Origin of the sequence: Phenylobacterium sp., assembly GCF_035944335.1 — a bacterium.
Taxonomy (GTDB): Bacteria; Pseudomonadota; Alphaproteobacteria; order Caulobacterales; family Caulobacteraceae; genus Phenylobacterium.
The window spans coordinates 109,736-135,270 of record NZ_DASZBG010000004.1 but is presented as its reverse complement, the minus strand read 5'-3'; the positions used below and the strand labels follow the sequence as shown (position 1 = coordinate 135,270).

Annotated in this window: 26 protein-coding genes; 14 read left to right on the top strand and 12 right to left on the bottom strand. The window is 69.9% G+C overall.

Going from position 1 to position 25,535, the window contains the following annotated elements; genetic code table 11:
* The 5 genes from VGT80_RS00975 to VGT80_RS00955 form a co-directional block, all read right to left on the bottom strand.
* Positions 1-797, bottom strand: a 797-nt coding sequence (locus tag VGT80_RS00975; protein ID WP_327452097.1) for a TIGR00282 family metallophosphoesterase, incomplete at its 3' end; no start/stop codon positions are given.
* 3 nt (positions 798-800) lie between these two features.
* Positions 801-1,376: a 5-formyltetrahydrofolate cyclo-ligase gene (locus VGT80_RS00970; RefSeq protein WP_327452095.1), complete on the bottom strand. Its 576-nt coding sequence runs from the start codon at positions 1,374-1,376 to the stop codon at positions 801-803.
* Positions 1,377-1,645: 269 nt separating this feature from the next.
* Positions 1,646-2,053, bottom strand: a complete 408-nt coding sequence (locus VGT80_RS00965) for a hypothetical protein (protein WP_327452093.1) — start codon at positions 2,051-2,053, stop codon at positions 1,646-1,648.
* Positions 2,054-2,125: 72 nt separating this feature from the next.
* Positions 2,126-2,458 carry a cell division protein ZapA gene (locus tag VGT80_RS00960; protein WP_327452091.1) on the bottom strand — a complete coding sequence of 111 codons (333 nt, stop codon included), beginning with the start codon at positions 2,456-2,458 and terminating at the stop codon, positions 2,126-2,128.
* A 5-nt stretch (positions 2,459-2,463) separates the two neighbouring features.
* Complete coding sequence (locus VGT80_RS00955; RefSeq protein WP_327452089.1) at positions 2,464-2,754, bottom strand: DUF4164 family protein; 291 nt, start codon at positions 2,752-2,754, stop codon at positions 2,464-2,466.
* Between the two features lie 141 nt (positions 2,755-2,895).
* Here VGT80_RS00955 and tkt point away from each other — a divergent pair, with 141 nt between their 5' ends.
* The 7 genes from tkt (at position 2,896) to VGT80_RS00920 (ending at position 12,192) form a co-directional block, all read left to right on the top strand.
* The gene (gene tkt / locus VGT80_RS00950; RefSeq protein ID WP_327452087.1) at positions 2,896-4,866 is read left to right on the top strand and encodes a transketolase; all 1,971 of its coding nucleotides are present in this window, start codon (positions 2,896-2,898) and stop codon (positions 4,864-4,866) included.
* Positions 4,867-4,870: 4 nt separating this feature from the next.
* Complete coding sequence (gene purT / locus VGT80_RS00945; protein ID WP_327452085.1) at positions 4,871-6,067, top strand: formate-dependent phosphoribosylglycinamide formyltransferase; 1,197 nt, start codon at positions 4,871-4,873, stop codon at positions 6,065-6,067.
* A 52-nt stretch (positions 6,068-6,119) separates the two neighbouring features.
* Positions 6,120-8,156: a S9 family peptidase gene (locus VGT80_RS00940; protein WP_327452083.1), complete on the top strand. Its 2,037-nt coding sequence runs from the start codon at positions 6,120-6,122 to the stop codon at positions 8,154-8,156.
* A gap of 274 nt (positions 8,157-8,430) precedes the next feature.
* Positions 8,431-9,441 carry a type I glyceraldehyde-3-phosphate dehydrogenase gene (gap, locus tag VGT80_RS00935; protein WP_327452081.1) on the top strand — a complete coding sequence of 337 codons (1,011 nt, stop codon included), beginning with the start codon at positions 8,431-8,433 and terminating at the stop codon, positions 9,439-9,441.
* Positions 9,442-9,595: 154 nt separating this feature from the next.
* Entirely contained in the window at positions 9,596-10,786 is a 1,191-nt protein-coding gene (locus VGT80_RS00930) for a phosphoglycerate kinase (protein WP_327452079.1), read from the top strand.
* Positions 10,787-10,802: 16 nt separating this feature from the next.
* Positions 10,803-11,888 (top strand): class II fructose-bisphosphate aldolase, encoded by a 1,086-nt coding sequence (gene fba, locus VGT80_RS00925; protein WP_327452077.1) that lies wholly within the window; start codon positions 10,803-10,805, stop codon positions 11,886-11,888.
* Positions 11,889-11,934: 46 nt separating this feature from the next.
* Positions 11,935-12,192 carry a hypothetical protein gene (locus tag VGT80_RS00920; protein ID WP_327452075.1) on the top strand — a complete coding sequence of 86 codons (258 nt, stop codon included), beginning with the start codon at positions 11,935-11,937 and terminating at the stop codon, positions 12,190-12,192.
* Positions 12,193-12,195: 3 nt separating this feature from the next.
* Here VGT80_RS00920 and VGT80_RS00915 read toward each other — a convergent pair whose 3' ends face one another.
* The gene (locus VGT80_RS00915; protein ID WP_327452073.1) at positions 12,196-13,854 is read right to left on the bottom strand and encodes an MFS transporter; all 1,659 of its coding nucleotides are present in this window, start codon (positions 13,852-13,854) and stop codon (positions 12,196-12,198) included.
* Between the two features lie 61 nt (positions 13,855-13,915).
* Positions 13,916-14,473, bottom strand: a complete 558-nt coding sequence (locus VGT80_RS00910; protein ID WP_327452071.1) for a TspO/MBR family protein — start codon at positions 14,471-14,473, stop codon at positions 13,916-13,918.
* A gap of 167 nt (positions 14,474-14,640) precedes the next feature.
* On the opposite strand from VGT80_RS00910, the gene VGT80_RS00905 reads away from it, so the two are divergent.
* A complete protein-coding gene (locus tag VGT80_RS00905) occupies positions 14,641-15,285 on the top strand; it encodes a cytochrome ubiquinol oxidase subunit I (RefSeq protein WP_327452069.1) in 645 nt (214 codons plus the stop codon).
* A gap of 42 nt (positions 15,286-15,327) precedes the next feature.
* Positions 15,328-15,978 carry a thiamine phosphate synthase gene (thiE, locus tag VGT80_RS00900; RefSeq protein ID WP_327452068.1) on the top strand — a complete coding sequence of 217 codons (651 nt, stop codon included), beginning with the start codon at positions 15,328-15,330 and terminating at the stop codon, positions 15,976-15,978.
* Here the strand turns inward: thiE and VGT80_RS00895 are convergent.
* Positions 15,975-16,391: a GFA family protein gene (locus VGT80_RS00895; protein ID WP_327452066.1), complete on the bottom strand. Its 417-nt coding sequence runs from the start codon at positions 16,389-16,391 to the stop codon at positions 15,975-15,977. The genes thiE and VGT80_RS00895 overlap by 4 nt on opposite strands.
* 100 nt (positions 16,392-16,491) lie before the next feature.
* Between VGT80_RS00895 and VGT80_RS00890 the strand changes: the two genes are divergently transcribed.
* Both VGT80_RS00890 and VGT80_RS00885 read left to right on the top strand, forming a co-directional pair.
* Positions 16,492-17,286 (top strand): inositol monophosphatase family protein, encoded by a 795-nt coding sequence (locus VGT80_RS00890; protein ID WP_327452064.1) that lies wholly within the window; start codon positions 16,492-16,494, stop codon positions 17,284-17,286.
* Between the two features lie 31 nt (positions 17,287-17,317).
* Positions 17,318-18,385 carry a glycerophosphodiester phosphodiesterase gene (locus tag VGT80_RS00885; protein WP_327452062.1) on the top strand — a complete coding sequence of 356 codons (1,068 nt, stop codon included), beginning with the start codon at positions 17,318-17,320 and terminating at the stop codon, positions 18,383-18,385.
* Here the strand turns inward: VGT80_RS00885 and VGT80_RS00880 are convergent.
* A complete protein-coding gene (locus tag VGT80_RS00880) occupies positions 18,382-20,235 on the bottom strand; it encodes an ABC transporter transmembrane domain-containing protein (protein ID WP_327452060.1) in 1,854 nt (617 codons plus the stop codon). The two genes, VGT80_RS00885 and VGT80_RS00880, sit on opposite strands and share 4 nt — an antisense overlap.
* A 131-nt stretch (positions 20,236-20,366) precedes the next feature.
* Here VGT80_RS00880 and rpmE point away from each other — a divergent pair, with 131 nt between their 5' ends.
* Positions 20,367-20,591, top strand: coding sequence for a 50S ribosomal protein L31 (rpmE, locus tag VGT80_RS00875; protein ID WP_327452058.1), 225 nt, complete (start codon positions 20,367-20,369; stop codon positions 20,589-20,591).
* 136 nt (positions 20,592-20,727) lie between these two features.
* Here the strand turns inward: rpmE and VGT80_RS00870 are convergent, their stop codons facing one another.
* The gene (locus tag VGT80_RS00870; RefSeq protein ID WP_327452057.1) at positions 20,728-21,240 is read right to left on the bottom strand and encodes a DUF1465 family protein; all 513 of its coding nucleotides are present in this window, start codon (positions 21,238-21,240) and stop codon (positions 20,728-20,730) included.
* A gap of 85 nt (positions 21,241-21,325) precedes the next feature.
* Complete coding sequence (locus tag VGT80_RS00865) at positions 21,326-21,532, bottom strand: DUF1192 domain-containing protein (protein WP_327452055.1); 207 nt, start codon at positions 21,530-21,532, stop codon at positions 21,326-21,328.
* Positions 21,533-21,629: 97 nt separating this feature from the next.
* On the opposite strand from VGT80_RS00865, the gene VGT80_RS00860 reads away from it, so the two are divergent.
* Both VGT80_RS00860 and VGT80_RS00855 read left to right on the top strand, forming a co-directional pair.
* The gene (locus tag VGT80_RS00860) at positions 21,630-22,607 is read left to right on the top strand and encodes an NAD(P)H-quinone oxidoreductase (protein ID WP_327452052.1); all 978 of its coding nucleotides are present in this window, start codon (positions 21,630-21,632) and stop codon (positions 22,605-22,607) included.
* Positions 22,608-22,760: 153 nt separating this feature from the next.
* Entirely contained in the window at positions 22,761-24,248 is a 1,488-nt protein-coding gene (locus VGT80_RS00855; RefSeq protein WP_327452050.1) for an MFS transporter, read from the top strand.
* A gap of 9 nt (positions 24,249-24,257) precedes the next feature.
* Here VGT80_RS00855 and VGT80_RS00850 read toward each other — a convergent pair whose 3' ends face one another.
* Positions 24,258-25,514, bottom strand: a complete 1,257-nt coding sequence (locus VGT80_RS00850) for a TetR/AcrR family transcriptional regulator (RefSeq protein ID WP_327452048.1) — start codon at positions 25,512-25,514, stop codon at positions 24,258-24,260.
* Positions 25,515-25,535: the final 21 nt, after the last annotated feature.

The following is a 25,535-nucleotide window of genomic DNA, read 5'->3' as shown; positions in this document are numbered from 1 at the left end:
AGCCGGCCGCCCACCCGGATCGGCTCGATGCGGCGGGCGAGCCCGGTGGCGTCGTCGGTCTCCACATAGACCCCGCAGACGGTGGCCGGGCCCTCGGCCGGCTTGAAGCGGCCGCCGGAGATGCGGGTCGTGAAGCGCCGGAGCGGCTCTTCCTTGTCGTTGCCGATGACGCTGTCGTAGTCGGCGCAGGCGCCGGCGTCGGTCTGGAAGGCGGTGCCGCCCGGCAGGATCTGGGCGTCGGCGGTCGGCACGTGGGTGTGGGTGCCCACCACCAGGCTCGCGCGGCCGTCGCAGAAGTGGCCCATGGCCATCTTCTCCGAGGTGATCTCGGCATGCATGTCGACCACCAGCGCATCGGCGACCGCGCCCAGCGGCGAGGCCTCCAGCTCCCGGTCGACCGCGGCGAACGGATCGTCGAGGCTATCCATGTGGAGGCGGCCCAGGAGGTTGATCACCACGATCCGCTTGCCGCCCTGGGTCTCGAACAGCTGCGCGCCGCGGCCGGGCGCGCCAGCGAAGGGCGGATAGTTCAAGGGCCGGATCAGCCGCGGCTCGCGCACGATGTAGGTCAGGGCTTCCTTCTGGTCCCAGGCGTGGTTGCCCAGCGTCAGCGCATCGGCGCCGGCGTCGAACAGCTCGCGCGCCGTGGCCTCAGTGATGCCGAAGCCGGCCGCGGCGTTCTCGGCATTGGCAATCACGAACTCCAGGCCCAGCCGCCGGCGCAGGCCCGGCAGATGCTCGGCCAGGCCCTCGCGGCCCGATCGGCCGACCACATCCCCGAAGAAGGCAATCCGCATCGTCTAGTCCCGTCGCAAGGCGATATAGCCGGCCTCGGTGAGGACGGCGTCAAGCGGCTGGTCGTGCGGCTCCATCGGGATCTCATCCACCAGCTGGCCGGCGTAGGCGAGACCCAGGACAAAAACCGCGCCCGCCGCCCGAAGGGCCTGCAGCGTCAGGTCATAGTGGCCGCCGCCCTGGCCCAGCCGGCCGCCGCGGCGGTCGAAGGCGAGCAGCGGGGCGACCACCAGCTGCGGCGTCACGGCGGCCGCGGCGGGGGGCGGCGAGGGCACGCCGACGGCGTCCGGCTCCAGCGCCTCGCCCGGCGTCCAGTGGCGGAATTGCAGCAGGCCCTCGCGGCGGCGCGCCACCGGCAGGGCGACCGTCCGGCCCTCCGCGATCAGCCGCCGGGCGAGCGGCGTCGGATCGAGCTCGGAGCCCTGGGCGTAGTAGACCGCCGCCGCCTCGAAGTGCGGCAGGCGATCGAGCGGCAGGTGCCGCGCGGCGCGGGCGGCCGCGTTGGGCGCATCGGCGGCCAGGCGGGGGCGCAGGTCGCGCATGCGCAGGCGAAGCGCGGCCTTGTCGAAGGTGGAGGTCACGCCGGCTGCTATAGCGGCGCCGGGGGGCCCGGGGAAAGGGGGCGGGGAAAGGGTGGCGGCGCCGTGAGAACCGTGAAGGACTGTTTCATTCCCTCGACCTGGTTAGACCAGGTGGGCGCCGTGTGCCCGAGACCACGGTCTCGGCCAGGGACAGCTCCCTAAGAGTGAATTAAGGTCGCTGGAATATGTCGCCTTCGACGAGGGCCGCAGCAGACCCGCCACCTCGTAAGGTAGTGCGCCGGGAGCCTTTCCTCAAGCGACGCCGCAATTCAGCTGTGCGCGATCAGCATGGCGAGCTGCACGGCCGGGAAGATGAAGGCCACCGCCGCCGAGCCCCACAGCCCCATGGTCCAGGCCGTGCGCCGGTAGCGGGCGATGTCGGCCGGCTTGACCCAGCCCTCGACGGCGGGACCCAGCAGGAAGGCGACATTGGCGAAACCCATCACCACCAGCCAGACGATGCCGAGGAAGATCGTCATCCCCAGGCCGCCGCGCCAATCCTTCCACACCGGATGGCCGAAGCCGTAGTTCAGGCCGACGGCGAGCCCGTAGGCGATCCAGCCGGCCGCCGCGAGCGTCAGGTTGTAGCCAAGCCGGCGCGCCTGCCACCAGGTCCAGGCGTCGGAGGCGAAGAAGCCGTCGGGGGCGTGTTTGGGGGCTGTGTCGAGGAAGGCCATGGGCGCGCTCCAAGGATGGCGAAGCTTACCACCACCTCTCGCGCAGGCGAAGCGAGAGGGCGGAGGGGTGCGTCAGGCGCCCTCGTTGGCCAGCTTCTCGATCTTCGCCGCGGCGCTTTCCAGGGCGGCGACGGCGCGGGTCTCGATGCGGGTGCGGTCGGCTTGCGAGCGGCCGGCTTCGGCCTGGAGGGCGGTGAGGCGCGCGCGGGCGTCGGCGAGCTCGTCGGCCAGCAACAGGGCGCCCATCAGGAACAGGCGCGTGTCGCCCAGCTGGCCCATGTCCTCAGACACATGGCGGACCTGCTGGTCGAACATCTTGGCGAGCTCGGTCAGGTGGTGTTCCTGGCCGTCCTCGCAGCCCACCGCATAGGGGCGTCCGTTCACCTCGACGGTCACCTGGGCCATGGACGTCAGTGCTCCTGGGCGGGATGCGAGGTTGAGGCGGCGCCGTTCAGCGCCTGGCGGATCTCGGCGATGGCCCGGCCAAGGGCGGCAGACGCCTCGGCGCCGGCCTCCTCCAGCTGGCGTTCGCGGGCCCGGGCGTCGTCGAGCTGGGCCGCAAGGTTGGCGCGGTCGGTGTCGAACAGACCGCCGGCTTCCGCGCCGGCCGCCTTCAGCCGTTCCGCCAGCCGCTGCTCCAGCAGGAAGACCGCGCGTTCCAGCCGCTTGGCGGCGATGTCGAGAGCGCTATCGCCGGACATCTCGTCCTCCTCGAACCAGGCTCATCTGCCCCGATCTTAGGCATGCGTCGCGGCTTCTGCGAAGGCCGCTTTCTTGACCCCGCCGCGCCTGCGTGCGACCCCGCCCTCGCAGCCCCTTCCCGAGACGATTCCAGGACCCAAATGCCCGCGCCCCTCAAGCTCATGGCCGACGCCATCCGCGTGCTCTCCATGGACGCCGTGGAGCGGGCGAACTCGGGCCATCCCGGCATGCCGATGGGCATGGCCGACGTGGCCACGGTCCTGTGGTCGAAGGTCCTGAAATACGACGCCGGCGATCCCAACTGGCCCGACCGCGACCGCTTCGTGCTGTCGGCGGGCCACGGCTCGATGCTGCTCTACAGCCTGCTGCACCTCTCCGGCTCCAAGCTGATGACCCTCGACCAGCTGAAGGCCTTCCGCCAGCTCGGCTCGGCGACCCCCGGTCACCCAGAGTACGGCCATACCCCCGGCGTCGAGACCACCACCGGGCCGCTGGGCCAGGGCTTGGCCATGGCGGTCGGCATGGCGATCGCCGAGCGGCACATGGCGGCCCGCTTCGGCGCCGACCTGGTGGACCACCGCACCTGGGTGGTGGCCGGCGACGGCTGCCTGATGGAGGGCGTCAGCCACGAGGCGATCAGCCTGGCCGGCCGGCTGAAGCTCAGCCGCCTGACCGTGCTCTGGGACGACAATCGCATCACCATCGACGGCGCGGTGGCGCTGTCGGACGCCACCGACCAGCTGGCCCGCTTCAAGGCCGCCGGCTGGGCGGTCAAGGCCATCGACGGCCATGACACGGCCCAGATCCGCCGGGCGCTCGCCTGGGCGACGCGGCAGGAAAAGCCGACGCTGATCGCTTGCAAGACCAAGATCGGCAAGGGCTCGGCCAGCCTGGAGGGCCACCACGACACCCACGGCAAGGCGCTGGGCGCGGCCGAGGTCGCCGCCACCCGCGAGAAGCTGGGCTGGCCGCACCAGCCCTTCGTGGTCCCCGACGAGGTCTACAAGCCCTGGCGCGCCGCCGGCCGCCGCGGCCGCAAGGTGCGCAAGGCCTGGGAGGCCCGGCTCGCCGCCTCGCCCGCGCGGGCGGAGTTCCAGCGCGCCATCTCCGGCTGGCTGCCGCCGCAGGCCCTCGAGCGGGTCGACGCCTTCATCGCGCAGGCCGAGGCGAGCCGGCCCGCCGCCGCCACCCGACAGCATTCCGGCGCGGTGCTGGACGTCATCTTCGGCGAGATCCCCGACCTGATCGGCGGCTCGGCCGACCTCACCGGCTCCAACAACACCTACGTCAAAAATACCCAGGTGCTCGACGCTCCCGACTACGCCGGCCGCTACATCAACTACGGGGTCCGCGAGTTCGGCATGGCCGCGGCGATGAACGGCCTGGCCCTGCACGGCGGGGTGATCCCCTACGGCGGGACCTTCCTGGTGTTCTCCGACTACGCCCGCCCGGCGATCCGGCTGGCGGCCCTGATGGGCATCCGGGTGATCCATGTGGGCACCCACGATTCCATCGGCCTGGGCGAAGACGGCCCGACCCACCAGCCGGTGGAGCACCTGGCCAGCCTGCGCGCCATGCCGAACCTCAACGTCTTCCGCCCCGCCGACGCGGTGGAGGTCGCCGAATGCTGGAAGCTGGCGCTGGACGCCAAGACTACGCCTTCGGTGATGGCGCTTTCCCGCCAGAAGGTCCCGGCGGTCCGCACGACCCCGATCGGCGAAAACCTGAGCGCGCGCGGCGCCTATCAGTTGGCGGGCGCCGGCCATCCGGCCCAGGTGACCCTCTTCGCCACCGGCTCGGAGGTCGGCGTCGCCATGGCCGCCCGCGACCTCCTGGAAGCCGACGGCATCGGCGCGCGGGTAATCTCGGTCCCCTGCTGGGAGCTGTTCGAGACCGCCCCGGCCGACTACCAGGCCGCGGTGATCGGCGAGACGCCGGTGCGGGTGGCCGTGGAGGCGGGCGTGCGCATGGGCTGGGAACGCTTCATCGGCGAGGACGGCGCCTTCGTCGGCATGACCGGCTTCGGCGCCAGCGCCCCCGACAAGGCCCTCTACCAGCACTTCGGCATCACCCCCGAGGCCGTGGCCGCGGCGGCCAAGGCGAAGCTGTAGCGCCATGCGCCTCGGCACGCCGCTCTCGCCCACGGCCGTGAAGGTCATGCTCCTCGGCTCGGGCGAGCTCGGCAAGGAAGTGGCCATCGAGCTGCAGCGGCTGGGCTGCGAGGTGATCGCGGTGGATCGCTACGCCAATGCGCCGGCTATGCAGGTGGCGCACCGGTCGCACGTGCTGGCCATGACCGACGCGGCGGCGCTGCGCCGGCTGGTCGAGGCCGAGCGGCCGCACCTGATCGTGCCGGAGATCGAAGCCATCGCCACCGACGAACTGGCGCGCATCGAGGCGGACGGTCTGGCCGTCGTCATCCCCACCGCGCGCGCCGCCCAGCTCACCATGAACCGCGAGGGCATCCGCCGGCTGGCGGCCGAGGAGCTGGGCCTGCCCACCTCGGCCTACGCCTTCGCCTCGACCGAGGCAGAGCTGGCCAGGGCGGCCGCAGACGTCACCGGCTTTCCGTGCTTCGTGAAGCCGGTGATGAGTTCGTCCGGCAAGGGCCAGTCCTATGTCGAGCGCCCCGACCAGATCGCGCAGGCCTGGCGCTACGCCCTGGAAGGCGGGCGCGTTGAACAACCCCGCGTCATCGTCGAGGCCAGGGTCGCCTTCGACTTCGAGATCACCCAGCTCACCGTCCGCAGCCTGCAGGACGGCGAGATCGTCACCAGCTTCTGCGAGCCGATCGGCCACCGGCAGGTGAAGGGCGACTATGTGGAGAGCTGGCAGCCGCAGGCGATGAGCGCCAAGGCGCTGGCCCGCACCCGCGAGATCGCCGGCGCGGTCACCGACGCGCTGGGCGGCCGGGGGATCTTCGGCGTCGAGCTGTTCGTGAAGGGCGACGAGGCTGTCTTCTCGGAGGTCAGCCCGCGCCCGCACGACACCGGCCTGGTGACGCTCGTCACCCAATATCAGAGCGAGTTCGCCCTTCACGCCCGCGCCATCCTCGGCCTGCCGGTGGACGTGGCCCTGCGCGAACCGGGCGCCAGCGCGGTGATCTATGGCGGCCTGGACGCGCGCGGCATCGCCTTCGACGGCGTCGCCGAGGCGCTCGGCGTCCCCGGCGCCGACCTGCGCCTGTTCGGCAAGCCCGAGAGCTACGAACGCCGCCGCATGGGCGTGGCCCTGGCCCGCGCCGGCGATGTCGATGAGGCTCGCCGCCGCGCGACCGAGGCTGCGACGAAGGTGAAGCCCGTCCGGGCCTAGCGGACCGGCAGGCCCCGGACTAGCCTGCGCGCCATAACCTGGGGGAATTCACATGCGCCGCATCTTGCTGGCCTGCGCCGTCTCGGCCGCCGCCGTCGCCACCGTTTCCATGGCTGCACCCGCGTCCGCGCCGCCGCTCATCGCGCGCACCAAGCTGTTCGGCAATCCGAGCCGCTCGGCCGGGCGCCTCAGCCCCGACGGCAAGTGGCTGTCCTGGCTCGCGCCGCGCGACGGGGTGATGAACGTCTGGGTCGCGCCCACCGCCGAACCGGCCAAGGCGCATGCCGTCACCACCGAGAGGGTCCGCCCGATCCGCAGCTACTTCTGGTCGCCGGACTCCTCGATGATCCTGTTCGTCAACGACAAGGGCGGCGACGAAAACTTCCTGCTCTATGGCGTGGACGTCGCCACCGGCGCCCAGAAGACCCTGACCCCCTTCGACAAGACCCGCGTCGAGGTGTTCGGCGTCTCCAAGCTGATCAAGGACCGCATACTGATCGGGCTGAACAACCGCGACCCGCGCTGGCATGACGTCTACAGCCTCGACCTCAAGACCGGCGCCCTGACCAAGGTCATGCAGAACGACGGCTACGCGGGCTTCGGCGTGGACGAGCAGCTCGTCGTGCGCAGCGCCACCAGGCCGACGCCCGACGGCGGCTACCAAGTGTTCAAGGTGACCAACAATCAGGTCGCCGCCCAGCCCGAGGAGACCATCGCCTTCGAGGACTCCGACGGCACCTCGCCGATCGGCTACACCTTCGACGGCAAGACCCGCTACTGGATCGACAATCGCGGTCGCGACACCGCCGCCTTCGTCGCCCAGGACGTCGCCACCGGCAAACGCACGCTTATCGCCCAGGACCCGCGCGCCGACATCGGCGAGGCGCTGATGGATCCCAGGACCGGCCGCGTGCAGGCCTACGGCGTCAACTACCTCAAGACCGAGTGGACGCCGCTCGACCCGGCGATCAAGCCCGACCTCACCTTCCTGAAGAGCCACTTGAAGGGCGAAATCGCGGTCACCTCGCGCACCGACGCCGACGACCTGTGGACCGTGGCCGTCGATCCGGTGACCTCGCCGGTCACCTACTACCTCTACGACCGCAAGGTGAAGCGGCTGACCAAACTGTTCACCACCCGGCCCGAGCTGGAGACCGCGACGCTGGCGGCCATGCGCCCGGTGGAAATCAAGACCCGGGACGGCCTGACCGAGGTCTCCTACCTCACCCTGCCGCCCGGCGTCGCGACCGACGCCGCGGGTCGGCCCGACCATCCCGTGCCGATGGTCCTGCTGGTCCATGGCGGGCCCTGGGGGCGGGATTCCTATGGCTACTCGGGGCTGCCGCAGTGGCTGGCCAACCGCGGCTACGCCGTGCTGCAACCGAACTACCGGGCCTCGACGGGCTTCGGGAAGAAGTACCTCGCCGCGGGCAATCTGCAGTGGGGCCTGAAGATGCACGACGACCTGCTGGACGCGGTGGACTGGGCCGTGAAGACCGGCGTCACCACCCGGGACAAGGTGGCGATCATGGGCGGCTCCTACGGCGGCTACGCCACGCTCGCGGGTCTCGCCTTCACGCCCACGGAATTCGCCTGCGGCGTCGACATCGTCGGCCCCTCGAACCTGAACACCCTGCTGGCCTCGGTGCCGGCCTACTGGGAATCCGGCCGGCGGCAGATGTACCGGCGGATGGGCGATCCCGGCACGCCGGAGGGCCAGGCGGTGCTGAAGGCCGCCTCGCCGCTCTACAAGGCCGACGCCATCCAGCGCCCGCTGCTGATCGGCCAGGGCGCGAACGATCCCCGCGTGAACCCGCGCGAGTCGCAGCAGATCGTCGACGCCATGAAGGCCAAGGGTCTGCCGGTGACCTACATCGTCTTCCCCGACGAAGGCCACGGCTTCGCGCGCCCGGAAAACAACATCGCCTTCTTCGCCACCAGCGAGCGGTTCCTGCAGACGTGCCTCGGCGGCCGCAGCGAGCCCTTCGGCTCAGCCTTCGCCGGCTCCTCGATCACCGCCCCCTACGGCGCGGCCTTCGCGCCCGGCCTGAAGGACGCCCTTGCCGCAGCCGGCAAGCCCGCCCCCTGATCCTCCCCCAAGAAGGGGAGCATCCGACGACGACGACCGCTCGCCCGCCTGGACGCCTGGACGCCTGCGGCTCACCGCCAGGGAACGACCTCGACCATCGTGGATTGAGACCGCGCGGGCCCGCAATGGGGCGTGTCCCGTCACAATCCGTTGTCATGGTTGAGCTTCCGGGCGGCCCTCAAGGGTTGACTTGGACGGCTCAGCCTTCAAGAACCCCCCGCGCGCGTCGCGCCCTGCGCCACGCGTCCGTCAGACGAGAGGAAGAGGCTGCAAGATGACCGTTCGCGTCGCCATCAATGGTTTCGGCCGCATCGGCAGGCTGGTCCTGCGCTCGATCGTCGAACATGGCCGCCGCGACATCGAAGTCGTCGCCATCAACGACCTCGGGCCCGTGGAGACCAACGCCCACCTGCTGCGCTACGACAGCGTGCACGGCCGCTTCCCGGGCGTGGTGACCACCGGCGAGGACTGGATCGACGCCGGCGCCGGCAAAATGAAGGTCACGGCGATCCGCGACCCGGCGGCGCTGCCGCACAAGGCGCTCAATGTCGACATCGCCCTGGAATGCACCGGTCTCTTCACCTCCAAGGAAAAAGCCTCGGCCCACCTGGCGGCCGGCGCCAAGCGGGTGCTGGTCTCCGCCCCGGCCGACGGCGTCGACAAGACCATCGTCTTCGGCGTCAACGACCAGACGCTCACCAAGGACGACCTGGTGGTCTCCAACGGCTCGTGCACCACCAACTGCCTGGCGCCGGTGGCCAAGGTGCTGGTGGAGCTCTGTGGGATCGAGCGCGGCTATATGACGACGATCCACTCCTACACCGGCGACCAGCCGACGCTGGACACGCTGCACAAGGACCTCTACCGCGCCCGCGCCGCGGCCATGTCGATGATCCCCACCTCCACCGGCGCCGCCAAGGCGCTGGGCCTGGTGATCCCGGAGCTGCAGGGCAAGCTCGACGGCTCCTCGATCCGCGTGCCGACGCCCAACGTCTCGGTGGTCGACCTGAAGTTCGTGCCCGGGCGCAAGGTGACGGTGGAAGAGATCAACGCGGCCATGGAAAAGGCCGCCGGCGCCGGGTCGCTGAAGGGCATCCTGGCGGTGACCAAGGAGCCGCTGGTCTCCCACGACTTCAACCACGTGGACGCCTCCTCCACCGTGGCCCTGCCGCAGACCCAGATGGTCGACGGCGGGCTCGGCCGGGTGCTCTCCTGGTACGACAACGAGTGGGGCTTCTCGACCCGGATGGCCGACGTCGCCATGGCCATGGCGAAGCTGATCTAGGCCGAATGCCTTTTATTCCGCTCATCCCGGCGAAGGCCGGGACCCAGACTCAAGACGCAGGCGCGGGTTGGACGGGCTCTGACGTCCTAGAACCCACATTCCAGCTGGCCATCTGGATCCCGGCCTTCGCCGGGACGAGCGGTGGAGGTGTGTCGTGAAGTTCCACACGCTCGACGAGGCGGATCTCTCCGGCAAGCGCGCCCTGGTCCGCGTGGACTTCAACGTGCCCATGGAGGACGGCAAGGTCACCGACGACACTCGTCTGCGCGCCGCCGTCCCGACCATCGAGGAGTTGCGCAAGGGCGGGGCCAAGGTGGTCCTGCTCGCCCACTTCGACCGGCCGAAGGGCAAGGTGGTCCCCTCGATGAGCCTGAGGCCCATCGTCGAGCCCCTCGCCAAAGTCCTGGGTTGCCCGGTGGCCTTCGCCGCGGATTGCATCGGCCCGGTGGCCCGCGCCGCGGTGAACGCCCTGCAGCCGGGCGACGTCCTGCTGCTGGAGAACGTCCGTTTCCATCCGGGCGAGGAAGCCAACGACCGCAAGTTCGCCGATGCGCTCGCCGCCAACGGCGACCTCTATGTCAACGACGCCTTCTCGGCCGCCCACCGGGCGCACGCCTCGACGGAGGGCCTGGCCCACCGCCTGCCGGCCTATGCCGGCGAACAGATGCGGCTGGAGCTAGACGCGCTGGACCGCGCCCTCGGCCATCCCGAACGGCCGGTGATGGGCATCGTCGGCGGCTCGAAGGTCTCCACCAAGCTCGACCTGCTGAAGCACCTGGTCACCAGGCTCGACAAGCTGGCCATCGGCGGCGGCATGGCCAACACCTTCCTCTACGCCCAGGGCCACGACGTCGGCGCCTCCTACTGCGAGAAGGAGCTGGCCGAGACCGCGCGTGAGATCATCCGCCTGGCCGGCCAGAACAACTGCAAGCTGTTCCTGCCGCTGGACATCGTGGTCGCCGAGAAGCTGGCGCCCGGCGCGCCGGCCCGGGTGCGCGACGTGGGCTCGGTCGACGACGACGAACGCATCCTCGACGCGGGCCCGGAAACCGTCGAGCGCCTGTGCCGCGCCATGGCCAATTCGAAGACCCTGGTGTGGAACGGTCCCCTGGGGGTCTTCGAGATGAAACCCTTCGACAAGGGAACCGTTGAAGCTGCGCAATACGCAGCCAAGCTCGTCAAGGCGGGCAAGCTGGTGGCGGTCGCGGGCGGGGGTGATACGGTGGCTGCCCTCAACGCGGCCGGCGTGACGCAGGATTTCACCTTCGTGTCCACCGCCGGTGGCGCGTTCTTGGAATGGATGGAAGGCAAGACGCTGCCCGGGGTGGCGGCGCTCGCCGGATAGACGAGGAAACGCGGGGATGGCCCGGATCACGCTCAGGCAACTGCTCGATCACGCCGCCGAGAACGGCTATGGCGTGCCGGCCTTCAACATCAACAACATGGAACAGGGCCTGGCGATCCTGGAGGCGGCGCAGGCCTGCGATGCGCCGGTGATCATCCAGGCCAGCCGCGGGGCCCGCCAATACGCCAACGACATCGTGCTGAAGCACCTGATCGATGCGCTCTCCGAGATGTATCCGGCGATCCCGATCTGCATGCACCAGGACCACGGGAACAACGAGGCGACCTGCGCCACGGCGATCCAGTTCGGCTTTACCAGCGTGATGATGGACGGCTCGCTGAAGGCCGACGGCAAAACGCCCGCCGACTATGACTACAACGTCGCCGTCACCCGCAATGTGGTCGACATGGCTCACTGGGTCGGCGCCAGCGTCGAGGGCGAACTCGGCGTGCTGGGCAGCCTCGAGACCGGCATGGGCGAGAAGGAAGACGGCCACGGCTTCGAGGGCAAGCTCGGCCACGACCAGCTGCTCACCGATCCGGACCAGGCGGTCGAGTTCGTCAAGGCCACCGAGGTCGATGCCCTGGCCATCGCCATGGGCACCAGCCACGGCGCCTACAAGTTCACCCGCCGGCCCGACGGCGACGTGCTGGCCATGGGCGTGATCGAGGAGATCCACCGCCGCCTGCCCAATACCCACCTGGTGATGCACGGCTCGTCGTCCGTGCCGCAGGACCTGCAGGACATCATCAACCAGTACGGCGGCGAGATGCCCCAGACCTGGGGCGTGCCGGTGGAAGAGATCCAGCGCGGCATCAAGCACGGCGTGCGCAAGATCAACATCGACACCGACAACCGGATGGCCATGACCGGCGCCATCCGCAAGGTGTTCGCCGAACACCCCGGCGAGTTCGATCCGCGCAAGTACCTGAAGCCCGCCATGGAGGCGATGCGCGCGGTCTGCCAGCAGCGCTTCGAGGAGTTCGGGACCGCCGGCCAGGCCGGCAAGATCAAGCCGGTCCCGATGTCGGCCATGGCCAAGCGCTATGCCGCCGGCGAGCTGACGCCGAAGATCGGCATCACCCGCCAAGCCGCCGAATAGGGCGGGGCGGAACTTGGCCGGCGGCTTCAAGATTGCTCTTGCCGCCATGAAGAAGCACGCCATCGTCCTGGGCCTGACCTTCCTCGGTCTCGCCGGCTTTGCGATGTTCGCCGGCTGGGCCTTCTTCGCCAGCTCGAAGCTGGGCGGCGGCTGGCGCAGCCTGGGCCCGATCTGGCCCTATGTGGTCGGCGGCGTGGTGGTCGTGGCCGCCCTGGCGGGCGTCCTGATGTGGCTGGCCTTCTATTCCGCCAACCACGGCTTCGATGAGCCCTACGACCCGGACCAGTTCCACCACGATCCCTGACGGCTAGGCCTCGATGGGCGCGCCGCGCATCTCCTTCACCAAGAAGAAGCCCACCACGGCGGTGAACGAGGCGACCACCACGGGGTACCAGAGGCCGTAGTAGATGTTGCCCGTGGCCGCCACCATCGCGAAGGCCGTGGTCGGCAGGAACCCGCCGAACCAGCCGTTGCCGATGTGATAGGGCAGCGACATGGAGGTGTAGCGGATGCGCGCCGGGAACATCTCCACCAGGGCGGCTGCGACCGGCCCGTAGACCATGGTCACATAGAGCACCAGCAGCCAGAGCAGGCCCACCACCAGCGGCTTGTTCACCTTCGCCGGGTCGGCCTTGGCCGGATAGCCGGCGGTCTTCAGCGCCGCGCCCAGGGTCTTGGTCCAGGCGGCTTTCTGGGTCTTCAGCGCCGCCGCCGGCAAGACGTCGCCGCGGAAGCTCGCCACCTGCGCCTGGCCGATCTTCACGACCGCGATCGCGCCGGCCGGCGCGGCCTGATTCGCATAGGAGACGCCGGCGTTGGCGAGCGCCGACTTGGCGAGATCGCAGGACGAGGCGAACACCTGCTTGCCCACCGGATCGAACTGGAAGGCGCAGTCGGCCGGATCGGCGACCACGGTAACCGGCGCATGGCTGGTCGCCGCGGCGAGGTCCGGATTGGCCGCGACCGTGATCGCCTTGAAGATCGGGAAGTAGGTGAGCGCCGCCACGAGGCAGCCGGCCAGGATCACCGGCTTGCGGCCGATCTTGTCCGACAGCCAGCCGAACACCACGAAGAACGGCGTGCCGAGCAACAGGGCCACGGCCACCAGGGTGTTGGTGAGGGCGCCGTCGACCTTCAGCATCTTCTCGAGGAAGAACAGCGAATAGAACTGGCCGGTGTACCAGACCACCGCCTGGCCGGCGGTGAGGCCCGCGAGCGCCAGGATCACCAGCTTGAGGTTCGGCCACCTGCCGAAGCTCTCGGTGAGCGGCGCCTTCGAGGCCTTGCCCTCGGCGACCATCTTCTGGAACACCGGGCTCTCGTTGAGCCGCAGCCGGATCCACAGCGAGACAGCGAGCAGCACCGCCGACACCAGGAAGGGAATGCGCCAGCCCCAGGCCTTGAAGGCGTCCTCGCCGATGCGGCCGCGGACCACGAGGATCACCACCAGGCTGAGGAACAGGCCGAAGGTGGCGGTGATCTGGATCCAGCTGGTGTAGAGGCCGCGCTTGCCGGCCGGCGCATGCTCGGCGACGTAGGTGGCCGCGCCGCCGTACTCGCCGCCCAGCGCCAGGCCCTGGATCAGCCGCATCAGGACCAGCGCCACCGGCGCGATCACCCCGATCCTGGCGTAGCTCGGCAACAGGCCCACGACGAAGGTCGAGAGCCCCATCAGCACCATGGTGACCAGGAAGGTGTTCTTGCGCCCCCAGAGGTCGCCCAGCCGGCCGAACACGAGCGCCCCGAACGGACGCACTGCGAAGCCCGCGGCGAAGGCCAGCAGGGCGAAGATGTAGCCGGTGGTGGCGTTCACGCCGGAGAAGAACTGCTCGGAGATGACGCCGGCGAGCGAGCCGTAGAGGTAGAAGTCGTACCACTCGAAGACCGTGCCGGCCGAGGCCCCGCCGATCACCAGCCAGGTCTTGCCGCCCACCCGCGCGGGTGCGTCCGCCGTCGCCGCCACCATCGTCGCCTCCCCCGAGACTCTCGTTCTTGGGCGGCAGCCTAAGCGCGGCGCGGCCTTGCGGCTAGTGGACCGTGGGTCTGTCGCGGTTCTTCCGCCAGAGTTCCTCGGTGAGCACATTGGCAAAGCCGATCCACCCGACGTAGGGCGCGACCATGCTGGCGGCCGGCGGGTCGACCGTCCGGGCCCGCCAGACGTAGGCGCCGGCCGTGCCGAGCGCCGTGGTGGCGGTGGCGAGCTGACCGCCCGGCCGGCGCGGGCCCAGCGCCATCCAGGCCGCATTCAGCGCCTGCACGAAGCCCCAGAGCGCCAGCGCCTGGGTCCGGGCGGCGCTCTTCGGCGCGTTCCAGATGCGCAGGCCCGAGAGCGTCAGCGACAGGAAGAGCGGAGGCCAGACCATGGCGAAGACCGGCCTGGGCGGGGTGATCTTCGGCTGTTCCAGATCCTCGTAGTCGGAATAGATCTCCGGGTGGTCTTCGGTGGGGGTGTTCATCCGCGCGATGATCGCCGAGGCCAGCACCGCGCCGGCGGTCAGGCCCAGGCCGATGAGGATGTGCTGCGCCGATCGTCCACGGCTGTTGGCGAGGCTGTCGACAGCCCCGCGGACACTGATGTTCGCCACTATTGGCCTCCCGCCTCTGCTGGTCTGGAAATCCCCGGGCGGCCCCGCCGGTTCCGGCCAAGCTTCACCCGATGCGTCGGTCTGTCGCAGGCCTTGCGAGCTTCGCCATGCGTTTATGCCGATGTGAGGCGCGCCGCGTTCGGGGCTGGCGCGTCCGGGGTTGGCCGATGCACTTCGACGCGCTCCTGCTGTCGCGACCGCAGTTCGGCGTCCCCGTGCTCCTGCTGATCGTCTTCTCGAGCCTCGCCCTCGGTCTCGCGGGCTACGTCGCCGTGCTGGAGGGCCTTTGGCTCACCACCCGGACGGACGCGTTCCTCAAGCTGCGCAGCCTGTGGAGCCGGACCTTCCTGGTCGTTTTCGGGATCGCCGCGCTGGCGGTTGGCCTGGACGTTGCTGCAGGCGCATCGGCCCCGACCTGGGCGGCGGCCACGAACGGCTTTCCCGCACGCCCGGCTCAACTGATCGTCTCCGCCCTCCTGTCCACGGCGCTGGCGGTCGGCGCGGTCTCCGCGGCGCGGCTCTGGAAGGGGCCCGACGACGTGGAGTCCTGCCTGGCGCTGCGGATGGCGAGCGGCATGCTGGTCATCTGCGGTCCGCTGGAGGTCGCGCTTGGCGACGGAGCGCGCCCGCGGCTGATCATCGGCCTGGCGCTCGCCGCCGGCCTGCTTGGCCTGTGGGGCGGGCTCTTGTGCTGGCGAGGGTCGCCGGAACGCTCGCGGCTGTTCCTGAGCGCCTTCGTCCTGATGGGTCCCTTGGCGGTTCTCACGCCCGTCGCCGAATGGCTGGGCGATGGGGCCGCCCTGCGGCTCTGACGGAAGCCTTGAAGACGCCGCGCAGATGGGCTCTAGGGCGCCATGGCCACTCCGCTCTGTCGCCTCTACCTGATCACCCCGCCCCGGCTCGACGACCTGGCGGGCTTCGGCCGCGTCCTGGCCGCGTCGCTGGACGCGGGCGACGTGGCGGCGCTGCAGATCCGGCTGAAGGACGTCGCCGACGACATCGTCTCCGCCGCGGTCGATGCGCTCATGCCCATCGCCCAGGCGCGCGGGGTGGCGGTGATCCTCAACGATCGGCCCGACCTGGCGGCGAAGCTGGGTTGCGACGGCGTCCACATCGGCCAGGACGACGCGCCCTATGCCGAGGCGCGCCGGCTGATGGGCAAGGACCGGACGGTCGGCGTCACCTGCCACGATAGCCGCCACCTCGCCATGGAGGCCGCCGAGCAGGGCGCGGACTATGTGGCGTTCGGAGCCTTCTTCCCGACCGCGACCAAGGACGCCATCGGCCATCCGGAGCCCGAGATCCTGACCATCTGGCAGCAGATCATGCAGGTCCCCTGTGTCGCCATCGGCGGCATTAGCGCGGACAACGCCGCGGGTCTGGCCGCCGCCGGCGCGGACTTCCTGGCGGTGTCGGCCGGCGTCTGGTCCCATGGCGAGGGGCCAGCCGCGGCCGTTAGGGCGCTGAACGCGGCGATCGCCCGGGGCCTCGCCGAGCGTCCTTAAGGGCTCTTCGGGAACACCGGCGCGCCGTTGGGCGGCTCGACCCAGGCCGCCTTGTAGTCCGCCCAGATCAACCGTTGTGGGGCCGGGAAGTCCTTGTCCGCGAAGGCCCCCACGGCGACCGCGATCCGACCCGGCCGCGCCAGGGCTTCCCACCAGACGGTCGAGCCACAGGACGGGCAGAAGCGGAAGAACAGCGGCTTGCCGCTGGCCCCGATGCGTTCGAAGACCGTGGCCTCGCCCCACTCACCGACGACCTGCTCCTCCTTGAAGAAGGCGGTGACGCCGAAGGCCGAGCCGGTGCGTCGCTGGCAGGCCTGGCAGGCGCAGCTCGAGACATATTCCGGATCGCCCGAGAGCTTGATCGTCAGCTTCCCGCAGCAGCAGCCCGCCTCGCGGATCGGCGCCTCGCCCATGGTCTTGCCCCCTGGCCAAGCCTGACAATGGGGACCCCTCGGCGCGGCCGCAACCGCGCGCCTTGCTTTGCCGGACCGCGACCAATAGGTTCCGCCGCCCATGATCACCCAATCGGCCCTCCTGAAAGTGATGAGCGACGCCGCGCGCAAGGCCGCGCGCGGGCTGAACCGCGACTTCGGCGAGCTGGCCGAGCTGCAGGTGGCGAAGAAGGCGCCCGCCGATTTCGTTTCCGCCGCCGACCTGAAATCGGAGCAGGTGATCTTCGAGGCGCTCGCCAAGGCTCGCCCCGGCTACAATTTCCTCGCCGAAGAGCGCGGCATGATCGAGGGCACCGACAAGACCCATACCTGGATCGTCGACCCCCTCGACGGCACCACCAACTTCCTGCACGCCATCCCGCACTTCGCCATCAACATCGCCCTGCAGCGCGAGGGCCAGGTGGTGGCGGCGGTGACCCACAATCCGGCGACCAACGAGCTGTTCTGGGCCGAGAAGGGCAAGGGCGCCTATGTCAACGACCGCCGCCTGCGGGTGGCGGCCCGCACGCGGCTGGACGAGGCGGTGTTCGCCACCGGCATCCCGTTCCTCGGCCATGGCCAGCACGCCCGCTTCCTGAAGGAGTTGCACCAGGTCAGCCAGAAGGTGGCCGGCGTCCGCCGCTTCGGCTCCGCGGCCCTCGACCTCGCCTGGGTCGCGGCCGGCCGCTTCGACGGCTATTGGGAGCGCGACCTGCAGGCCTGGGACACCGCCGCCGGCGTGCTGCTGGTCACCGAGGCGGGCGGCAAGGTCACCAATGCCGACGGCGAGGACGACGTGGTGGGCACGGGCTCGGTCTGCGTCGGCAACGAAGAAATCCAGCGCCAGCTCCTCGAGCGGCTGCGCGCAGCGAAGTAGCCGCGGCCGATATTGCGGCTAAGCTGCGCCCATGCAGCTGACCCGTCGCGCGCTCGCCGCCCTTCCCGCTCTCGCCGCCTTGCCGGCCTTCGCTCAGCCCAGGCGCCACAAGCGGCCCTACGCCATCGCCCACCGCGGGGCGAGCGGCGAGCGGCCCGAGCACACCCTGATGGGCTACCGCCTGGCCATCGCTGAGGGCGCCGACTTCATCGAGCCGGACCTGGTGCCGACCAAGGATGGCCATCTCGTGGTCCGCCACGAGAACGAGATCGGCGGCACCACCGACGTCGCCAAACATCCCGAGTTCGCCGGCCGCAAGACCACCAAGGTGATCGACGGCCAGAAGATCGAGGGCTGGTTCACCGAGGACTTCACGCTGGCCGAGCTGAAGACCGTCCGCGCCCGCGAGCGGCTGCCGCAGCTGCGGCCCGGCAGCGCGAAGTTCGACGGGCTGGAGGCCATCCCGACCTACCAGGAGATGCTCGACCTCGCCAAGGCCGAGACCCGCCGGCTGGGCCGTCCCATCGGCACCTATCCGGAGATGAAGCACCCCACCTATTTCGCCTCGATCGGGCTGCCGCTCGAGCACCGGCTGCTCGATATGCTCAAGAAGAACGGCCTCGATTCGAAGACCGCGCCGGTTTTCGTGCAGTGCTTCGAGGTCGGCGCGCTGAAGACCTTCAAGCAGCTCTCGCGCGCGCCCTTGATTCAGCTGGTGTCGGTGGCCGGCGGCCCGGCGGACCTGCCGGGGGTGACTTACAAGGAGATGGTGACGCCCGAGGGCGTGAAGCGGATCTCGGCCTATGCCGACGGCGTCGGGCCGGAGACGCCGCTGGTGATCCCGGTGGTGGACGGCGGCCTTGGTCCGGCGACCTCGCTGGTCGCCGACTGCCACGCCCACGGCATGGCGGTGCATCCCTGGACGGTGCGGGCGGAGAACTATTTCCTGCCGCCGAAGCTGCGGCGCGGGACCTCGCCCGCCGACCACGGCGACGTGGACGCGCTCTACGAAGCCTTGTGGAAGAGCGGCATCGACGGCCTGTTCAGCGACTTCACGGCCCTGTCGGTCGCGGTCCGCAACAGAATCTACCCCGCTTAGGCCGCTTCGCCGAACTGCAACGCCGCCAGCCGGGCGTAGAGGCCGTTCCTCGCCACCAGCTCGTGGTGCGAGCCCTGTTCGACCACGCGGCCTTCGTCCATGACCACGATGCGGTCGGCCTTGAGCACGGTGGCCAGGCGGTGGGCGATGACCAGGGTGGTGCGGCCTTGCATGGCCTCGTCGAGCGCACGTTGCACCAGACGTTCGTTCTCGGCGTCGAGCGCGCTGGTCGCCTCGTCGAGCAGCAGGATCGGCGCCTCGCGGACCAGGGCCCGCGCAATGGCCAGGCGCTGGCGCTGGCCCCCGGAGAGGCTGCGGGCCCGCTCGCCCACCGGCGTGTCGATCCCTTGCGGCAGGGCCTTCAGGAAGCTCTCGGCCTGGGCGGCGCGGACGGCGGCCTCGATCGCCGCGGCGTCGGCGCTCTCGCGGCCGAAGCGGATATTGTCGGCGGCTGAGCCGGAGAACAGCGGCGAATCCTGCGCCACCAGGGCCATGCGGGCGCGGACCTCGGCCGGATCGGCGTCACGCACGTCGACGCCGTCCACCAGCACCCGGCCGCCTTGCGGATCGTAGAACCGCAGCAGGAGGCGGAAGACCGTGCTCTTGCCCGCGCCTGAGGGCCCGACCAGCGCCACCCGTTCGCCGGGCTTCACCGCCAGCGAGAAGCCTCTCAGGGCCGGCATCTCGGCGCGGGCCGGATAGGCGAAGGTCACGTCCTCAAGCGCCACCTCGCCGCGCGGCGGCTTGGGCAGAGGCGTCGGCCGGGCGGGCGCGCGGACGCCGGGGCGCGCGTCGAGCAGCTCGCCGATCCGCTCCATGGCGCCGGCCGCCTTCTGCACGTCGCCCCAGGTCTCGCCGAGCTGGCCCACGGAGCTGGCGGCCATGACAGCGAGGAAGGCGAACTGCGCGAGCGCACCCCACTGGTGGTCGCCGAGCGCCTGGCGCACGGCCAGCCAGAAGACCACCACGATCCCGCCGAACACCAGGGCGATGACCAGGGCCGTCATGGCCGAGCGCGCGCGCATCCGGCGCAGGGAGGTCTTGAAGGCGTTCTCCACCGCATCGCCGAAACCGCGCGCCGCGGCGCCTTCGCGGCCGAAGGCCTGCACGGTCTCCAACGCATCCAGCGTCTCGCCCGCGTAGCCGACGGCCTCGGCGAACTGGTCCTGGGTGGAGGCGGTCAGCCGGCGCACCTGTCGACCCATCAGGAACAGCGGCGCGATGACGAAGGGGATGAGCAACAGGACGAGCCCGGTGAGATGGGCGCTGACCACCACCATCAGGGCCAGCGCGCCGACCAGCATCACCATGTTCCTGAGCGCGATCGAGATCGAGGTGGAGACCAGCGTCTCGACGATCTGGATGTCGGTGGTCAGCCGCGACAACACCTCGCCGGTGCGGGTGTGCAGGAAGAAGGAGGGGTCGAGGGTCAGGATGTGGCGATAGACGGCTTTGCGCAGGTCGGCCACCACCCGCTCGCCCAGCTTGGTGATGAAGAAGTAGCGGCAGGCGGTGGCGACGGCGAGCGCCAGCGCCACGAGCCCCAGGACCAGGAACCAGCGGTCGACGCCGCCGGGGCCGAGCGCTTCGGCCTTCGGCCCGGTGAGATAGTTGAAGATCAGCCGGACGGCGTAGGTGATCGCCAGCGTGGCGCTCGACGAGGCCAGCAGGAACAGGCCCGCGAGCGAGGCGTCGCCCCAGTGGTCGGCGATGAAGGGCGAGAGCCGGCGCAGCGCGCTGATGTTACGGCTGCGGTCGCGGCGGGCGGCCGCCTCGGCGAGGGTCTGAGCCAGGGACTGGCCGCTCGTTGGCCGGCCAGGGGCGGCCGATTCGCCCGACGGATCACTCATAACCCACTCAAACCTTGCATCTCGGCTGGCGTTTCAGCTATACGCGCGGCTCGTTTTCGGCCGCCCGTCGCTGGCGGCCCCATTCCTTGGACTCTGGCTTCGGCCGCTCCTTTACGTCAGGCGCCCGCGCGATGAAACAAGACACGCACCCCGACTATCACTTCATCACCGTGGTGATGACCGACGGCACGTCCTACCAGACCCGTTCGACCTACGGGAAGGAAGGCGCGACGCTGAACCTGGACATCGACCCCAAGACCCACCCCGCGTGGACCGGCGGCGCCCAGCACCTGATCGACCGCGGCGGCCGCGTGTCGCGTTTCAACGCCAAGTTCGGCGCCTTCACCCGGAAGTGAGCCGCCGATAGCCGGACTCATCCCCGCGCGCGCGGGGATCCGGTTCGAGCAGCGCCACAAAAGCAAACGCCGCGGAGGGTCTCCCCTCCGCGGCGTTTTCCGTTTCTCCCCCCAGAGACCCGGAAGCTCTGAATTCCTAGGAGCCGAACGCCTGCTTGAGGCGATCGAGCTGCGACAATACCGGATGCGGCCCTTCTTCGACGGCGTTTTCGACGTACATCCGCCGGTCGAGGTGGCGCACGCGCTCATAGAGCCGTTCGGCGCGGTCGACGAGTTCCAGCAGGTCGAGCGGCAGCTCGCGCAGCTCGGCCTCGATTTCGGTGCGCTTGTCCTCGGCGTTCAGCCGATAGCGGTCTTCGCAGGCGGCGTTCGGCGCCATGTCGCCCTCGCGCACGGCGCGCTGGACGAGCAGCCAGGAGGCCACCTGCATCAGGCGCGTGGTCAGGCGCATGCTTTCCGACGCATAGGCGAGCGCGGCGTCGCGCGACAGCGACTTGGACGCCTGGCGTCCGGCGCCGTCGAGATAGCCGGCGGTCTCCTCGACCAGCTCCATGCCCTCATGGAAGGTGCGTTCGAAGAGCTCGGAGCGGGCGAAGTCCTGGATGACCCCGGCGCGCCAGTCGGCGGAAGCGTTCACGTCGATGGTCAAGCCTCTAGTCCCCCAAAGCTTCCCGCCGCAGGACGCAAGCCCCCGACTGGCCCGCGCCCCTGCAACGCCTGTGCCAGACGCTCTCTCACCCCGACCGCGTCCCGAACAGGGCGTCGGCCGCGGCCCGGCCGGCGCGCTTGCGCTCCAGTTGCGCCTCGACGCGGCCGATCTCGGCGCGCAGGGTCTGGATACGCTCCTCCAGCTCCACGACCCCGAACAGGTCGAGGTCTTCGCGGACGGCTTCGGCCAGCCGCTGACCGCGGGTGATCCGAACTTCAGCGGGTTCATCCATTCGCGAGCCTCCTTTGCCGGCCCCCGTTTGAGCGCTATCCAAACCCGCCTTGCCGGTTGAAGCAAGTTTCGCACAGAAATCGAAGGGCCGCCGCGCCATGACCGACACCATGACCGCCATCGCCGTCGAAGGCGGCAAGGGCCCCGCCGAGGCCCTGAAGCCCGAGGAGATCGCGCGGCCCGCGCCCGGCCCGGGCCAGATCCTCATCAAGGTGAAGGCCGCCGGCGTGAACCGTCCCGACATCCTGCAGCGGCTGGGCGGCTATCCGCCGCCGCCCGGCGCGCCGGCCACCATGGGCCTGGAGGTGGCGGGCGAAGTGGTCACAGCCGCCGGGCGCTGGAAGGTGGGCGACAAGGTCTGCGCGCTCTTGGGCGGCGGCGGCTATGCCGAATACGCCGTCTGCGACGCCCGCCACGCCCTGCCGATCCCCAGGGGGCTCGATTTCGTCCAGGCCGCCGGGCTGCCGGAGACCGTGTTCACGGTCTACGCCAACGTCTTCGAGCACGGCAGCCTGAAGGCCGGCGAGACCTTCATGACCCACGGCGCGACCTCGGGCATCGGGGTCACGGCGATCCAGATGGCCAAGGCGGCGGGCGCCAAGGTGATCGCCACCGCCCGCGGCGCCGCCAAGGCCGCCCAGGCCAAGGCGCTGGGCGCCGACGTGGCGATCGACGCCACGTCCGAGGACTTCGCCGAGGTGGCCAAGGTCGAGGGCGGCGTCGACGTGGTGCTCGACATGGTCGGCGGCGACTATTTCGCCAAGGAGCTGGACGCGCTGAAGACCGGCGGCCGCATCGTGTTCATCGCCGCCCTGGGCGGCGGCGAGATCAGCTTTCCGGCGTTCCGCATCATGCAGAAGCGGGCGGTGATCACCGGCTCGACGCTGCGTCCGCGCGACGCCGACGAGAAGGCCCGCCTAGCCGCCGAGGTGGAGCGCGTGGTCTGGCCGTGGATCGAGGCCGGCAAGCTCAAGCCGGTGGTCGATGCGACCTTCCCGCTGCGCGAAGCCGCCAAGGCCCACGCCCACCTGGAGGGCGGCGAGCACCTCGGCAAGGTGGTGCTGACCGTCGACTGATGCACCCGTCTGGTCGTGAAAGATCGCGGCCAGCGCCTCGAAAGCGTCACATACCAGATGGTCAAATCCCTCGGTTGACGGCGGCCGCGCGCTCCCGCACGGTCGGCCGAAGACCTACGAGGCGGGGGCGTCAACCCCGTCGGGAGGACAGGTTTGACCGCCACAGCCGCCGGTCTGCCGGGCGCGCGCCGCCTCGGCTTCCCCACCCGCTTCTTCTATGGCTTCGGCTCCATCGCCTTCGGGGTGAAGGACAACGGTTTCTCCTACTTCCTGGGATTCTTCTACGCCCAGGTGGTGGGCCTGCCGGCCGCCACGGTCGGCCTGGCGATCATGTTCGCCTTCATCCTCGACGCCTTCATCGATCCGATCATCGGTCAGTTGTCCGACAACACCCGCTCGCGTTGGGGCCGGCGGCATCCCTTCATGTACCTCTCGGCCGTTCCGGTGGGCGCGTCCTACCTGCTGCTGTGGAACCCGCCCAAGGGATGGGAGCAGGGCGCGCTCGTGGCCTATCTGGTGGCCGTCGCCATCCTGATCCGCACCTTCATCAGCTGCTATGAGATCCCCTCGGCGGCGCTCGCCTCGGAACTCACCACCGACTACGACGAGCGCACGCGGCTGCTCTCCTGGCGCTACCTGTTCGGCTGGGTGGGCGGGCTGGCGATGTACGGCCTGGCGCTGTTCGTCTTCCTGAAGCCCGACGCGGCCCATCCGGTGGGTCAGCTCAATCCCGCCGGCTACGCCCGCTACGGCCTGTTCGCCGGCGGCCTGATGATCTTCGCCATCCTGGTCACCTCGATCGGCACCCACAAGGAGATCCCCAAGCTGCGCGCGCCGCCGCACGCGCGGGTCTCGCTGGGCCAGCTGTCGCGCGAGATGTTCGGCACGCTCGCCAACCGGACCTTCCTGTTCATCCTGTCCTCGAGCTTCTTCTACGCGATGGGGATCGGGCTCGGCTTCTCGATCAACCTCTACTTCTCGACCTATTTCTGGGAGTTCTCATCCTTCCAGATCGGGCTGTTCACGCCCTCGAGCCTGGCCGCCGCGATCCTCGCCTTCGCCATCGCGCCGCGCATCGCCCAGCGGTTCGACAAGAAGCCCGCCGCGATGGTCCTGATCCCGCTGGGCCTGCTGATCCTGGTCGCCCCGGTCATCCTGCGGCTGATGGGCATGTTCCTGCCCAACGGCTCGGCGGCCCTATATCCGACGATCTGGATCCTGAACGTGTTCGGGGTAGGCCTGGGCATCACCGGCTCGATCCTGTTCACCTCGATGATCGCCGACGTGGTCGAGGATTCCGAGCTCAAGACCGGGCGGCGGCAGGAGGGGCTGTTCTTCGCCGCGGCCGCCTTCATCAACAAGGCGGTGTCCGGAATGGGCATCTTCACCTCCGGCATGATCATCAGCGCCATCCATTTCCCGAAGAACGTCAAGCCGGGCGAGGTGCCGCCGGAGACCCTGAGAGCGCTCGGCCTGACCTATCTGCCGGTGCAGTTCGTCCTCTACGGCCTGACCGTGCTGCTCCTGATGGGCTACCGGATCAGCCGCAGCAGCCACGAGGAGACCCTGCGCAAGCTGGCCGCCGCCGCAGACCTCGTCGTCGAGGGCGAGCCGGCTTCAACCCAGGCGAAGCTCAGCTAGCGCCGGCCCTCAGGGCTCGAACAGGCCCATCAGCAGCGGACGGGCGAAGATCGCCGGCGCAGCCTTCGGCTTGATGCCCGGAACCCAGAAGGCGAGCTCGGCGCCGGCGTTCAACGTGGCGTTCAGCATCTGGGCGGCGATGAACGGATCCACCGGCCGCAGCGAGCCCTCGGCGATGCCGTCGGAAATCATCGCGGCGAACCGGTCGGAGACCCGCGCCGACTGCAGCACCATCTGCATGCGGATCGGCTCCGGCACCGCCGACAGGGCCGACATCCGCAGCAGGGGCCCGCGCTCCGAGAGCTGGAATTCACACAGCGCGGCCGCGGCGCTGCAGATTCGCGTCCACTCATCGCCCGGCAGGTCCATGGCCAGCCGCTGGACGCGCCGCATGATCTCGAAGCTGCGCTCGAAGCAGGAGACCACCAGGTCGTCCTTGGCGTCGTTGTGGTGATAGAAACTGCCTTTGGTCACCTGCAGGGCGGCGGAGATCTTGTCCACCGAGGCGCCGCGATAGCCGCGGGCGTTGATCAGCTTGGTGGCGGCGACCAGGAAGGTCTCGCGGCCCTTGTCCTTGCGGCCCGGCGGCTCGATGTCGGACATGGCGATCGGGGCGGGACGCCACTCGGCGCCGGGCGCCGCCAGGCCGCCGACCAGGATCTCGAAGGTGCGGTCGCGGATGCGCGGATAGTCCTCGAGGTCGTACTTCAGCAGCCAGGCGCCGGACCAGAACAGCTGTTCCAGCAGTAGATGGGTGCGGGCGGTCTGCCGACCGCGGGACAGCCATTGAAGCTCCGGCGCGTCGAAGATCTGCCGCAGGTGGCGGAACAGCTTCATGAAGGCGGCGAACACCTGGCCCAGGACCGGCGGGTTGAGCGCCCGCAGGTCGGCGAGCTCGGGCAGCGGCGGCGCCTCGCCGGCCAGCGACTGGCGCAGCCGCTCCATGTAGAGGTCGAGCAAGAGCTTCAGGCGATCCTGCGGCGTCGGCTCGGCGAGCGCGCGTTCCACCATGGCGTCCAGCGCCGCGATGCCGCGCAGCATGCAGGCCCCGGCCAGCTCGTCCTTGCGCCTGAAATAATAGGTGACACTGGTGGTCGACAGATCGACGGCGGCGGCCACGTCGCCCAGGGTCAGGCCCTTCACGCCATGGCGGTTGAGCAGCACGGTCGCGGCGTCGAGGATCGCCTCGCGCTTCCTTTCGAAACGGCTGGTCGCCTTGCCCAATGGGGCCTGCATGGAGGTGCGAACCTTGGCTGTGCCGGCCATTTGCGCATGCGGTCTGGCCCC